A 13,021-nucleotide genomic window follows, 5' to 3' on the forward strand; every position below is an offset into this window, starting at 1 on the left:
GTCTCGCCCGCGTGAGACGGGCTCACGGGCGGTCGGAATGCCGCAATCGCCGCAGAATTCTGCGAACTCCCTGAAATTTTGGTAGGCTCGCTCTTCGTGCGTGGGAAACCACGCTGTTCCTCCGTAGCTCAGTTGGCAGAGCATTCGACTGTTAATCGAAGGGTCGCTGGTTCGAGCCCAGCCGGGGGAGCTGGAAGAGGCCCTGCCGCATGCGGCAGGGCCTCCGACATGTCGCCGCGCTTTGACAGCGGTGAAGCACAGCCGAGGCGGCGAAATCGTGCGCGTGAGTCGAAATTCCCGCAATCTTCGCCCGATGTCTGCCAAGACCATGGACGAGAAGCGTTCGAGTGCAGTCGGCTCGGGCCGCTTCGGCAGCCAGTCCGATGCCGTCCACCCAAGGAAGGAATGCCGAGGAGGGAGTCTGTTCTCGTCACAGTCACGAGCAGCGATTCCGTTCGGCAATTTCGAGTATGAGCAGTGAACACACAAAGATCCAGGAGCTCATCGAGCACCTGAAGAATCCGACGACGAAGCTGAGACCTTTCAGACGAGAAGGTCTCGACAAGGTCGTCTTCTTCGCGGCAGGCGTCCTCGCCGTCGCCTTCGTCGCCTGGGGATTCGTCTCTCCCGAGAGCCTCGGCGCGGTGGCGGGAACGCTGCTGACCGGGGTCATGGACAACTTCGGATGGCTCTTCGTCATCGCCGCCACGATCTTCACGATCTTCGTCATCGTCGTGGCCATGAGCAGTTTCGGGCGCATCCCACTGGGCAAGGACGATGAGAAGCCGGAGTTCAAGACCTCATCGTGGATCGCCATGATGTTCGCCACGGGCATGGGCATCGGACTGGTGTTCTCCGCGGTCGGCGAGCCTCTCTTCTTCTACATGTCTCCTCCCCCGAACACCGTCGACGGCTCCACCGCCGAGGCGATGGGCACATCCATGGGCACCACGCTCTTCCACTGGACCCTCTACCCGTGGGCGATGTACGCCATCGTCGGCCTCGGTGTGGCCTACGGTTCGTTCCGCCTCGGGCGTTCGCAGCTGTTCTCGTCGATGTTCACCCCGCTGTTCGGCGAGCGTGCGGTCAACGGCGTCGGCGGCAAGGTCATCAATATCCTCGCGATCCTTGCGACCCTGTTCGGCTCGGCCTGTTCACTGGGTCTGGGTGCCATCCAGATCGGCGGCGGCATCGAGTCCGCGGGGATCATGTCCGAGGTCAGTTCCCCTGTCCTCGTCATCATCATCGCCATCCTCACCGCGGCCTTCGTCGCCTCGGCGGTCTCCGGTGTGGAGAAGGGCATCCAGTGGCTGTCGAACATCAACATGGTGCTCGCGGTCATCGTCGCTCTCATCGTCTTCATCGGCGGACCGACGCTGTTCATCCTCAACGTCATCCCCTCCTCGGTGGGCTCGTTCATCCAGGATCTGCCGCAGATGGCCTCGCGCACCGCGGCCAATGGTGAGGGTGTCAACGAGTGGCTGTCGTCCTGGACGGTCTTCTACTGGGCATGGTGGGTGTCATGGTCGCCGTTCGTCGGTCTCTTCATCGCACGAATCTCGCGCGGTCGCACGGTGCGTCAGTTCGTCACCGGCGTGCTCATCGTCCCCTCTGTCGTCTCGACCATCTGGTTCGCGATCTTCGGCGGCGGTGCGATCGGCATCCAGGAGCGTGCGGAACGCGGAGAGGGCACGGTCAAGGCCCTGGCGAAGATCGTCGACGGCGAGCCGGATATCAATATGGACACGATCCTGTTCGATCTGCTGGGCGCCCTGCCGCTGCCGAACCTGATCGCGATCATCCTCATGATCGTCACGGTCATTCTCATCGCGATCTTCTTCGTCACCGGTGCGGACTCGGCCTCGATCGTCATGGGCACCCTGTCCGCCAACGGCATGCAGGAGCCGGGCAAGGGCCTCGTCATCTTCTGGGGCACCGCGACCGGTGCCGTGGCTGCGGTGATGCTCTTGGCGGGCGGTTCCGATCCCGCCGAGGCGCTCGACGGTCTGAAGAACATCACGATCGTCTCCGCGCTGCCCTTCGTCATCGTCATGCTGCTTCTGTGTGTGGCGGTGTGGAAGGACCTGTCGAAGGATCCGCTCATCATCCAGGAGCAGCTGGCCGCGCACGTGCTCGAGACCTCGGTGGCCACCGCGGTCGACGAGTACGACGGCGAGATGTTCGGCCTCGAAACCTCGGAACTCCAGATCGACACCGAGGACGACACGGAGGCGGACACAACCCAAAAGTGACCCCTCTTACTACCTGACGGCGGCCCAGCAACCTCGCGCGAGGTTGCTGGGCCGCCGTCAGGTGTTTTGGACGAAAGGATCTGCTCGGATGAACATGATCATCAGACGCGAGGGAAAGGTCTCGATCACCGTCGGCTGGATGCTCGTCGTCATGGCACTGCTGGCGGTCATCGTGGCGATCGTTCTGGCGTTCGTCATCAATACCTGGTTCCTCCTCATCCTCTTCGGTTCTCTCATCCTGCTCATCGGGGCCGGAGTGAACTTCCGGATGGGTTCGCGGGCACGATTGGAGATCACTCCCGAGGAGTTCATCTGGTGCGGCTTCGTCGGTCGTGCGCATCGCATCGGGTGGCGCGATCTCGACCGGATTCTCCTTCCGGCTCCTGGTTCTCGTCCGCGACTAGTCGCGGCCGCACGTCTGCGGGACGGTTCCATCGTGGAGATCAATGCCCTCTGGGTCTCCCCGACCAACCCCGCAAACCTGTTCAGCCCACCTGATCTGTCCCAGGAGCGCAGAACCCTCGTCGATGGCCATCGGGCGTTTCTCTCAGGCATGTCCAGGTAGTCCGGGCTCGGCGCCGGTACTGTAGACAGATGTGACCGGCCCTGCGCCGCTGAACCACGGAGACAAGAAGGGCACCACGGATGCACATCGCCGATGACATCGCTGCTATCCACGAGCACAGGGACAGTAGGCTCTGCGTCCTCGCCGGCAACACGGATGACGAACTTTCGACCGAGGCCTCAGCAGTTCTCAACCTGACTCTGCCGACACACCATCCCAGTCCGCGCCGGCCCTTGGTCAGCGTCATCGGGGATCAGATCAGCGTGGCGCTGCTCGTCCTCGACGGTGAGCGGACGCAGCACACTCTGCACATTCACACCAGCGACCGAGGACTGCTCGTCATCGGAGACGACAAGGCTTTGAAAACCATCTCACGCCACCTGTCGGTCGACTCGGACGAGGATGTCTGGTCGGTTCTCGTCGGACTCATCCTCATTGTCGCGCGTCGCTGCGAAGAGGCCCTCGAAGAGATCGATGACGAATGTCAGGAACTGGAGTCACAGGCAGTCGGGTATGCGTCATCACCCAGGCGCCGGTCCATGGGACGACTGCGCGCGGAACTGTTCCGGATCGGTGAGACCCAGGCGGCGCAGAAGAATCTGCTGTCGGCGGACGAAGAGCTCGCGCAGAGCCTCGGCGAGGATCAGCAGCGCCTCATCGCCCGTGCGGCGACGGCCTTCGGCGCGAACCATTCGATGACCACTCGCCTCTACGCGATGCTCGGCGATGTCCTCAATGAGCAGGACAGCGTCGTGTCCGAGCGGCTGACTCTCGTGGCGACGATCTTCCTGCCGCTGACTCTGGCGACCGGGTTCTTCGGCATGAACTTCCAATGGATGCTCGATCGCCTCGGCAGCCTGCCGGGGTTCATCATCTTCGGGCTCGTCGTTCCCGGCGTGCTGACCGTGGCGACGCTGTTCTTCATCCGCCGCCTGACCCGCACGTCCTGAGTACCTGCCGCACTTGCCAATCGGCCCCCTCACCGGAAGCGGCTCTTCGCACCGCCAGGGCCGGTGGCAGATGCCCCGCACCGCTGACTGCTCCTCTGGAACCGCCTCGGCTCACATGCCGAAAAGGGTCGGGATCGCGATCGGTCCGATTCCGAAGACGGTGACGACCGCGGCAAGCATCAGCAGGAGCAGGTCGTATTCGGGGCCTCCGGCCGATGCCCAGTACGTCGAGTGCCATTTGAACACGTGCAGGCAGGTCGTGATGAGCATCAGGATGATCACGCCGATGCCCGCCCACTGGGCGAGGACGCCGGTCGCGAACGAGACCGCTGCAGCGAGTTCGGCGATCGCGACGAACCACGCGGTCGGGACATTCAGTCCGTCGGCCTTGGCGAACCGCGGAATGTCCTTGGCCTTGACGATGAATTCGCGAACGAACGCCACTGCCAGCAGAGCGCGGACGAGCAGGAGAAGCACCCCTGCGACGATCGTTGGAACCGTGAACATGAGCGTTCCTCTCCGAGTCAGTGCCGAGCCGGCGATCTCTCGCCCGAGTCTACTCACTCGGCATGCCTCACCGTAAGCAGCTCTTCAGAGCCTCACACCGGTACGCAGACTCGGGAGCGGTGCGAAGAGCCGGTCACGGTGCGAGGTGAGGCAAACAGTGACTGATGCTTCGAGGCGACGCATGTACCGTCTCAGACCTACGGTCTTTCACCCAATCGGGCCCTCGATAGCTCACCCCTATCTGACCGGCGGCGATCCTTTCCAGCCGGGCTCCCCGAGATTCGCCCCTACCGGTACCGCGGGGGCTTCTGGCAGATGGGGCAGAAATGCGTACCCCGGCCGCCGACGGTGATCTTCTCGATCGCGGCCCCGCAGCGTACGCATTCCTGTCCGCCGCGGCCGTAGACGAGCAGCGCCCGATCGAAATACCCTGATTCGCCGTTGACGTTGACGTAGAGACTGTCGAAGCTCGTCCCGCCGACGGCCAGGGCGTCACCCATCACCGTCGCTGCCGATTCGAGGACGGCGACGAGGCGGCTCTTCCGGGTCCGCGCAGGCGTCGCCAGGGGGTGCACGCCGGCCCGGAACAGGGCCTCGTCCGCGTAGATGTTCCCGATTCCGCTGATCAGCGTCTGGTCGAGCAGCGCGGCCTTGATCGCCGTGCGCTTCCTGCCGAGCTCCGCCACGACGATCTCCGGATCGAACGCGGGCTCCAACGGGTCCGGAGCGATATGGATCGCCGAGGCGGGGACGAGACGACCGTACCCGTGCACAAGCGGTTGGACACCGATATGGCCGAAGATCCGCTGGTCGACGAAGCGCAGTTCGCGATCGCTGTCGAGGTGCAGGACCGCACGAGTGTGCCGATGGATTTCCTCACCGGGTGAGTGGATGCGCAGCTGACCGCTCATGCCGAGATGAAGGAGAATGCCGAGCTCAGGACCGGCTGAGAGCCCGACCTGCTCACCGAGGCTGAGCCACATGAACTTCCCGCGCCTCTCGGCACCCAGGATCCGGACCCCGGAGACCGCGGTGGCGAAGGCGTCGACGGCAGAAGAATCGATGCGACGCCGGGACGTCGTGCCCAGGATTCGGGGGTCGACCACCTCGGCGCCGGTGATCGTGGTTCCGGCCGTCCATTCGTCGACGCCGCGGCGGACGCTTTCGACCTCGGGAAGCTCAGGCATGTTGCTCAGGCATCAGCGTCGGCCCCGAATACTCAGCGCCGGTAGTCCGGGTAGATGGTGCGGATGGCCTTGACGGCGACCTCGGCGGCGGCGGCTTCGGCGGCCTTCTTCGAGGATCCGTCGCCCGCGCCCCAGCTGTTGTCGCCGAGCATCGCGGCGGCAGTGAAGACCATCGCGTGGTCCGGGCCGGATGACGTGATCTCGTAGCTCACGGCTCCGAGGTCGAGGTCGGCCGCGGCCTCCTGCAGGGTCGTCTTAAAGTCCATCCCAGCGCCGAGGTTGACCGCATCGTCGAGCATGCCGTCGATGAGGCGGTGGACGAAGGCGAAGGCGACCTCGCGTCCGCGGGAGACGAAGGTGGCGCCGATGAGGGCCTCGACGGTGTCGGCGAGGATCGAGTCCTTGTTCCGACCTCCCGTGAGCTCCTCACCCTTACCCAAAAGGATGTGCTCGCCGATGCCGTGCTTGCGCGCAATCGACGCCAGGGCACGGGTGTTGACCACGGCCGAGCGCATCTTCGCGAGCTGCCCCTCGGGCAGATCCGGGTTGTCGTAGAACAGCGACTCGGTGGCCACGAGGCCGAGCACGGAGTCGCCGAGGAATTCGAGGCGCTCGTTGGTCGGGATCCCGCCGGCTTCGAACGCGAAGGAGCGATGTGTGAGAGCGAGACGAAAAGTCTCGGGATCGATGTCGATCCCGAGACTCTTCTTCAGTGCTGCTGTGGTGTCTGTGTCCACAGTGTCAGACGTCAGCGACCTTGCGGCCCTTGTACTCGAGGTACAGCGGGGTGCCGGCTGCGTCTTCGACGACCTTGGCCTGGTGAGGGCGCGAGTACACAACGCGACCGTTCTCCACAGTCTTGACCAGGTTCGGAGCCTTGGCCTTCCACTGCGAACGACGGTGGCGGGTGTTGCTGCGCGACAATTTACGCTTCGGAACAGCCACGTCTAGCTCTCTTTCTTCTCATCCAACAGATTCTTCAATGATGCGAACGGCGATTCGGATTCGTCATCGTCCACCTCGAGGTCCTCCCCCAGGGTGTAGCTGAACTCCTCGCTCTCATCCCGTGAGGGATTGAACGGCAGAGCCATCACGACGGCGTCTCTGATCGCGGGCTCGAGGTCGAGCTGATCCCGGTCGATGACGTAGGAGTCCTCGTCGCCTTCGGCCTGCTCATAGACGTACATCTCCTGGATGTCGACATCTATCGGCAGCTCGATGGGCTCGAGTGTCCTCGCGTCTTCGCCGCGGGCCGTAGCCGAGACTGTCCCCGACACGTAGATCCCCTCCGACACACTCTCGAACATCAGCTCGAGCGTCAGTGGTGAACCTTCCGCAACCCCGATCACTTCGATCTTGAGATCCGCTGGAGCCGACAAGGTGGTGTTCACCCGTTCCCACTCACCCGGATGACCGAGCAGTCCCATGGATCTGAGATCATAGACGAATTCAGATCTGTTCTTCATGCCCCGTCCTCCTGGTGCGTTTGAGGATGTCGCTCCTGCGTTCACACGCGACTCACCATTCTAATCATCAACGCCCACCATTACCAATCGGGTTCGCCGAGGCGGCCGAGTGTTCCTGCTCACCTTCGCCGTCCCGGTTGTGCACCGGACCGTTCCCCGCGCGCTCACCACTTCTCGTGCTGGTTGCGCCAGGTCACTCCCCCGGCGAGCACGAGCAGTGCCCCCGAGATCGTGAACACGATCCCGGATCCGGCAAGGGCGGTGAGCGCCGAGGCGGCCGAGGGGATCGCGACCTGGCTGAGTCGGTTTCCCGCCAAGCGGATCGAGAGCACCGCCGCCCGGTTCGCCGGGTCGGCCAGGGTCGACACCCACGTCATCGTCAGCGGCTGGGTGAGGCCGAAGCAGAAGCCCGCGATGGTGAGCAGGAGGGCCAGCGTCCATGGCTGGCTGAGCGCGGGGATGAGGACGACGCTCAGCCCTGCCACCGCCGAGGCGGTCCACAGCAGCGAGAGGTTCTTCCACTTGCGCGTGAGGTAGCCGATGAAGAGCCGTGAGATCACCGAGGCGAGCGTCCGCAGCGCGAGCAGCCAGGTCACGAGGGTGACGGACAGGCCGTTCTGCTCACCGATGAGCGGCAGATAAGCCGTCATGAGGTCGACGGCGGCGAGCGTGGCCATCGAGGCGAAGATCGCAGGTTTCATCCCCCGCAGCGACAGCAGCGTCCACGGGGCCTGCGCGCCTTCGGCCGCCTCGGCGCGGGAGACGTGCGGGGTGAGCCCGCGGAGCATGACGATGACGGCGGCGATGAGGGTGAGCGCCGAGAGCCCGGTCATGAACCACAGCGCGTTCGTGATGTGGGCGTCCCCGGCCGTGGCGTCGGCGATCATGCCGGCCACGGGCAGGCCGATGGTCTGCCCGATCGAGACGCCGAGGGTGAGGTGCCCGAACTTCGCGGTCAGCTGCGAGGCCGTGAAACTCTGCGGGATGAGCGCCTGGGAGGCCACGGTGGTGAGCAGCTGGCCGAAACCGAGGCTCATCGTGGCAAGGAGGAGCACGCCGAGGTTGGGCGCGATCGCCGCGAGCGCGACGGGCAGGATCGACAGCACCGTTCCCGTCCACAGCACCGCCGTGGCATAGCCCCGGTCGACGAGGCGGCCGACGAGGAGAGCCGTGAGTAGAGGGACGAGGGAGTAGCAGGCGGTCATGAGACCGAGGACGACTCCGGATCCGCCGAGTTCGAGGGTGCGGTAGGAGATGAGGACGCGCACACCGTTGTAGGTGGCGTGGGCGATGATCGTGTGGATGACGAGGCCCGTGAACCAGGCCCTGTTGGCTGGAGCTGCCGCGCTCATCCCTCAGCGAGCGCCGTCGCCGGCATCGGTTCCGGTACTGCGCAGCGCCTCGAGCACCGAGGCGGGGACGAGCCCCTCGATGTCCCCGCCGTTCGCGTGGACTTCCTTGATGAGTGAGGACGAGACGTGTTCGAACTGGGGGTTGCCGGGGACGAAGATCGTCTCGAGTTCGGACAGGTGCTTGTTCATCAGCGCCATCGGCAGTTCGTAGGCGAAGTCCGTGCCCGAGCGCAGCCCCTTGACCACTGCCGGGGCGCCGATGGACGTGCAGTAGTCGACGAGGAGGCCGCCGGAGACGATGTCGATGCTCACGTTCTCGACGCTGCGGGTCCGCTCATCCTCATCGAGGGAACTCCGGATGAGATCGGCGCGAACCTCGGGGGCGAAGCGTCCGGCCTTCGAAGGATTGTGGACGACAGCCACGACCACCTTGTCGAAGAGGCGAGAGCTGCGGGCGATGATATCGAGATGACCCATGGTGATCGGATCATAGGAACCGGGACAGACGACCTTCATGCCCCCATCGTATCGGCAGCCCCGGCTCAGACGCCTGAGGGTCCAGGTCGCTAGCCGGCGACGGCGAGTCCGACACCGGTCGTCGGTGCTCTCGCTATTGCACGCTCACCCCTACTGCGAGCTCTCCCGGAGACGCAGCCACTGGTCATCGACGGACGCCTCGCCCTCGCGGCCGCGAACCACCCGTGCCTCAAGCCCGTCCTCGGGATCGTGCAGACGAGAGGCCGCCTCGGCCATGATCCGGGCCAGGACGGTCAGGGAACGCGACTCCTCCCCCGCGGCGACCGCCTCGGCGAGTTCCCGGTGGCTGTCGATGAGGTCGCACCTGACCTCGTACCCGCGCTCATCGGACAGCGACAGCAGTCTGGTGTGAACCATCGAGACCTTCATGAGATCGCTCAGTCGGACCGACCCCGAACTGGCGACGAGCGCATGATGGAAGGTGAGGTCGGCGTCGCCGATGGTGCGCGCGACATTGTCCTCGATCGCCCGCTCCAGCTCAGTCAGCGCAGTCGAGATCCTGTGCACGGAGCGCCCGTGGCGGATGATGAGTCTGACCGCCTGCGATTCGATCGCCTCGCGGACGGCGTAGACGTCGTCGATGTCGGACGCGCGCATACGGCTCACGTGCACCCCGCGTCCGGGAGCGTGCGTCATCACGCCCTCGCTGATGAGCCTCTGCAGCGCCTCGCGCAGGGAGGGCCGGGAGACGACGAGGAGTTCGGCCGTGCGCACCTCGTTGATGGACTGACCGGGTTCGAGCGATCCGCTGTAGATGGCATTGCGCAGCTGGTCGGCGATGAGGTCGATCGTCGACGATCGGACCACTCTGCGCAGGACCGGCAGTTCGGAAGTCGGAGGGTTCGTCACGATCACGATCATATAACGTTGTCAGACAGTGTGACATTCGGACAACATCAGTATTGAATACTGTCCATGAGACGCACGTCACGATGGTGTGTCGAAGTTCGACGAAAGGGACAGCTATGAAATCCATCAAGGGACTGGCCACAGCGACCTCGATCCTCGCGCTGACGCTCTCGCTCGGTGCCTGCGGAGGGGGCGACTCGGACAAGTCGACCCTGCAGAAGGCCATTGACGACGGAAAGATCACTGTCGGCTTCGCCGGTGAAGCTCCGTACAGCTTCGAAGAGGGCGGTGAGCTCCAAGGTGCCTCCGTGTCCCTGGCGAAGGCCGTGTTCAAGGAGCTCGGCGTCGATGACGTCGAAGGCGTCAACACCGAGTTCGGTTCGCTCATCCCCGGCCTCAACGCCGACCGCTTCGACGCGATCTCGGCCGGCATGTCGATCCTGCCTGACCGCTGTGAACAGGCCGCCTTCGGTGATCCCGAGTTCATGTACACCACCGCCCTGATGACGAAGAAGGGCAAGCAGGACGGGATGAAGAACCTCGACGATGTCAAGAAGAAGGGCGTCAAGCTCGCGACCATGACCGGTGCCATCGAGTCCGACTACGCGAAGGACCTCGGCATCAAGACTCAGCAGGTCGGCACCCCGCAGGACGGTATGGACGCCGTGACCACCGGTCGCGCCGATGTCTTCGCCCTCACCGCGATCTCGCTCAACTGGATGGCGAAGAACAACGCCGACGCCGGTGTCGAGGTCAGCGATTCCTTCGTCCAGGAGATCGACGGAGTCCCGCAGGTCGGCGCAGGGGCCACGGTCTTCCGCACCGATGACGACGAGCTGCGCGACGAGTGGAACAAGGGTCTGGAGAAGATCGTCTCCGATGAGAAGTCCTACCTCGATGCCGTCGGCGACTACGGGTTCACGAAGGAGGAGCGCCCCGACGGTTCGATCACGACCGATCAGCTGTGCAAGGGCGAACTTCCCACCGCTGATTCCTGAGTCGGCACTGTAGTCACGCACCATGGACGACAATGTCTCAACGCTGCTGAACTTCCTCCCACAGCTGTGGGAGGGAGTTCAGACAACTATCATCCTCACGGTCGCAGGCAGCATCGGGGCCGTGATCATCGCCCTCATCCTCGGACTGACGATGACCTCGCCGAACGCCTGGCTGCGCATCCCGGCCCGCATCATCGTCGAGTTCTTTCGTGGCACCTCACTGCTCGTGCAGCTGTTCTGGCTGTTCTTCGTCCTGCCGCTCTTCGGCTTCGATCTCGATCCGATGGTCTGCGGCATCGCAGCGCTGGCGCTCAACTACGGAGCCTATTGCGCCGAGGTGGTCCGTTCCTCGATCAAGACCGTGGCCCCGGGGCAGTGGGAGGCCGCGATCGCGCTCAGCCTCTCCCCCACTCGCCGGATGATCCGGGTGATCTTCCCGCAGGCCTGGGCGCTCATGATCCCGTCGATCGCGACCCTGCTCATCCAGCTGCTCAAGGGCACTGCGGCCGTCTCCTTCATCACGCTGTCCGATCTCACTGACAAGACCGGTCAGCTGCGCCAAGCGACCGGTGACACCTTCTTCTCCTACTCTGTCAGTCTCATCATCTACTTCGTGCTCGCCTGGCTGCTCCAGGAATTCATGAACTTCCTCGAACGCAGAGCCACGGCGGCGCTGGGCCGCAGACGTCCGAATTCGCGCACCGACCGCCGCGAAGCCAGACGCCTCGCTCGCGCAGACGCCGCGCGCCGCGACCGGCTCGCCTCTCACACGGCCGCCGGTGAAGGCGCCAACCACGGCACCGGCACGGATCCCACCAAGGGACCCTTCCCCGGTCAGGGAGGTGGCCTCTGATGTGGAATTGGGAATTCGCCGCTGAGGCGCTGCCGATCCTGCTCCGCGGATTCGTCAACACACTCATCGCGACAGTCGTCGGCACCGTCATCGCCGCGATCCTCGGACTCATCCTCGCTGTGGCCATCCGCGGCCTGCCGCGTTGGATCAACTGGCTCGTCCGACTCCTCGTCGCATTCATCCGCAATACCCCGCTGGTCGTGCAGCTGCTGTTCGTCTACTACGCGTTCGCCGACATCCCGGGCCTCGTCAATGTCCCAGCCCTTGTCATCGGCTTCATCGTCATCGGCATCCACTATTCGACGTACATGTCCGAAAGCTACCGGGCCGGCATCGATTCGGTGCCGCCGGGCCAGTTCGAAGCGGCGACCGCGCTGTCGCTGCCGCCGGTGCGTACTTTCACCGCGATCGTGCTGCCGCAGGCGCTGCGCGCGACCATCCCTTCGCTGGGAAACTATGCGGTCGCGATGTTCAAGGACACCCCGTTCCTCTTCGCGATCTCCGTCGTCGAACTCGTCACGGCCGCGAAGGAGTTCGGCGGTTCGACCTTCGCGTATACGGAAGCCTTCACCCTGGCCGGAATCATCTTCCTCGTCGCCAGCTACCCGACCTCACTGCTCATTCAGAGATTGGATCGACGCCTTGCCACCTACTGAGAACACCCCAGACACTCCTTCCTCCTCGGCCACCCCCTCCGGGCCGAATACCTCAGCCTCGGCGACCCCGGCGATCGAGTTCAAGGACGTGGAGAAGAGCTTCGGGCCCACGACCGTGCTCAAGAACCTCAACTTCACCGTCGCACCCGGCGAGCGCGTCACCCTCATCGGGCCCAGCGGTTCGGGCAAGACGACGATCCTCCGGCTTGTGATGACGCTCGAGGAGCTCACCGGCGGCTACATCTTCGTCGACGGCGAACCGCTGACCTTCGAGGAACGTGACGGCAAACGCGTCGAGCTGCCGAAGAAGCGCACTCGCGAGATGACCACACGCATCGGCATGGTCTTCCAGCAGTTCAACCTGTTCCCGAACATGACGGTGCTCGAGAACATCATCGAAGCTCCCGTCCACGTGCTCGGAACGTCCAAGGACGAAGCGGTCAAGGAAGCCAAGGCCCTGCTCGCGAAGGTCGGGCTCTCGGACAAGGCCGATGCCCACCCGACCCGGCTCTCCGGCGGTCAGCAGCAGCGTGTGGCCATCGCCCGCGCATTGGCGATGAGCCCGGAGATCCTCCTCCTCGACGAGGTCACCTCGGCGCTCGATCCGGAGCTCGTCGGAGACGTGCTCGGGGTGCTGCGTGACATTGCGGAGACCACGGACATCACGATGCTGTTGGTGACCCACGAGATGCAGTTCGCCCGCGACGTCTCCCACCGGGTGATGATGTTCGACGGCGGTCAGGTCCTCGAGGAGGGTCCGCCCGACCAGATCTTCAACAACCCGAGCCACGAACGCACGAAATCGTTCCTCTCCAGCGTGCTCTGAGGCCCGAACACTTCACTCCAGCT

General features: G+C 64.2%; 15 protein-coding genes and 1 tRNA gene. 8 read left to right on the top strand and 8 right to left on the bottom strand.

What is annotated here, in order from left to right; translation table 11 throughout:
• Positions 1 to 117 precede the first annotated feature (117 nt).
• The 4 genes from HK401_RS17045 to HK401_RS17060 all read left to right on the top strand — a co-directional run bounded on the left by HK401_RS17045 (position 118) and on the right by HK401_RS17060 (position 3,767).
• Positions 118 to 190: transfer RNA gene (locus tag HK401_RS17045), tRNA-Asn, on the top strand.
• Between the two features lie 280 nt (positions 191 to 470).
• Positions 471 to 2,252, top strand: coding sequence for a BCCT family transporter (locus HK401_RS17050; RefSeq protein ID WP_181275847.1), 1,782 nt, complete (start codon positions 471 to 473; stop codon positions 2,250 to 2,252).
• Positions 2,253 to 2,340: 88 nt separating this feature from the next.
• The gene (locus HK401_RS17055) at positions 2,341 to 2,817 is read left to right on the top strand and encodes a hypothetical protein (protein ID WP_181275848.1); all 477 of its coding nucleotides are present in this window, start codon (positions 2,341 to 2,343) and stop codon (positions 2,815 to 2,817) included.
• Positions 2,818 to 2,897: 80 nt separating this feature from the next.
• Positions 2,898 to 3,767, top strand: a complete 870-nt coding sequence (locus HK401_RS17060; protein WP_181275849.1) for a CorA family divalent cation transporter — start codon at positions 2,898 to 2,900, stop codon at positions 3,765 to 3,767.
• 111 nt (positions 3,768 to 3,878) lie between these two features.
• On the opposite strand, the gene HK401_RS17065 is transcribed toward HK401_RS17060, so the two are convergent.
• The 8 genes from HK401_RS17065 to HK401_RS17100 all read right to left on the bottom strand — a co-directional run bounded on the left by HK401_RS17065 (position 3,879) and on the right by HK401_RS17100 (position 9,665).
• Entirely contained in the window at positions 3,879 to 4,274 is a 396-nt protein-coding gene (locus HK401_RS17065) for a DoxX family protein (protein ID WP_181275850.1), read from the bottom strand.
• 287 nt (positions 4,275 to 4,561) lie between these two features.
• Complete coding sequence (mutM, locus tag HK401_RS17070; protein ID WP_181275851.1) at positions 4,562 to 5,461, bottom strand: bifunctional DNA-formamidopyrimidine glycosylase/DNA-(apurinic or apyrimidinic site) lyase; 900 nt, start codon at positions 5,459 to 5,461, stop codon at positions 4,562 to 4,564.
• Between the two features lie 32 nt (positions 5,462 to 5,493).
• Positions 5,494 to 6,198, bottom strand: a complete 705-nt coding sequence (rnc, locus tag HK401_RS17075) for a ribonuclease III (protein ID WP_181275852.1) — start codon at positions 6,196 to 6,198, stop codon at positions 5,494 to 5,496.
• Between the two features lie 4 nt (positions 6,199 to 6,202).
• A complete protein-coding gene (gene rpmF, locus HK401_RS17080) occupies positions 6,203 to 6,406 on the bottom strand; it encodes a 50S ribosomal protein L32 (RefSeq protein ID WP_025777330.1) in 204 nt (67 codons plus the stop codon).
• Positions 6,407 to 6,408: 2 nt separating this feature from the next.
• Positions 6,409 to 6,972: a YceD family protein gene (locus HK401_RS17085; protein ID WP_246490370.1), complete on the bottom strand. Its 564-nt coding sequence runs from the start codon at positions 6,970 to 6,972 to the stop codon at positions 6,409 to 6,411.
• Positions 6,973 to 7,091: 119 nt separating this feature from the next.
• Positions 7,092 to 8,279, bottom strand: a complete 1,188-nt coding sequence (locus tag HK401_RS17090) for an MFS transporter (protein WP_181275853.1) — start codon at positions 8,277 to 8,279, stop codon at positions 7,092 to 7,094.
• A 3-nt stretch (positions 8,280 to 8,282) separates the two neighbouring features.
• On the bottom strand, positions 8,283 to 8,795 hold the full coding sequence (gene coaD, locus HK401_RS17095) for a pantetheine-phosphate adenylyltransferase (RefSeq protein ID WP_181275854.1): 513 nt from the start codon (positions 8,793 to 8,795) through the stop codon (positions 8,283 to 8,285).
• A gap of 111 nt (positions 8,796 to 8,906) precedes the next feature.
• Positions 8,907 to 9,665, bottom strand: a complete 759-nt coding sequence (locus HK401_RS17100; RefSeq protein ID WP_181275855.1) for a GntR family transcriptional regulator — start codon at positions 9,663 to 9,665, stop codon at positions 8,907 to 8,909.
• A gap of 116 nt (positions 9,666 to 9,781) precedes the next feature.
• Here HK401_RS17100 and ehuB point away from each other — a divergent pair, with 116 nt between their 5' ends.
• The 4 genes from ehuB (at position 9,782) to HK401_RS17120 (ending at position 12,998) form a co-directional block, all read left to right on the top strand.
• The gene (gene ehuB, locus HK401_RS17105) at positions 9,782 to 10,663 is read left to right on the top strand and encodes an ectoine/hydroxyectoine ABC transporter substrate-binding protein EhuB (protein WP_181275856.1); all 882 of its coding nucleotides are present in this window, start codon (positions 9,782 to 9,784) and stop codon (positions 10,661 to 10,663) included.
• Between the two features lie 22 nt (positions 10,664 to 10,685).
• Positions 10,686 to 11,516, top strand: a complete 831-nt coding sequence (ehuC, locus tag HK401_RS17110) for an ectoine/hydroxyectoine ABC transporter permease subunit EhuC (protein WP_181275857.1) — start codon at positions 10,686 to 10,688, stop codon at positions 11,514 to 11,516.
• Positions 11,516 to 12,172, top strand: a complete 657-nt coding sequence (gene ehuD, locus HK401_RS17115; protein WP_181275858.1) for an ectoine/hydroxyectoine ABC transporter permease subunit EhuD — start codon at positions 11,516 to 11,518, stop codon at positions 12,170 to 12,172. The genes ehuC and ehuD overlap by 1 nt, the downstream gene beginning before the upstream one ends.
• 88 nt (positions 12,173 to 12,260) lie before the next feature.
• Positions 12,261 to 12,998, top strand: coding sequence for an amino acid ABC transporter ATP-binding protein (locus HK401_RS17120; protein WP_309136035.1), 738 nt, complete (start codon positions 12,261 to 12,263; stop codon positions 12,996 to 12,998).
• Positions 12,999 to 13,021 lie beyond the last annotated feature (23 nt).

This window comes from Brevibacterium oceani (genome assembly GCF_013623835.1).
GTDB classification, from domain to species: Bacteria; Actinomycetota; Actinomycetes; order Actinomycetales; family Brevibacteriaceae; genus Brevibacterium; species Brevibacterium oceani.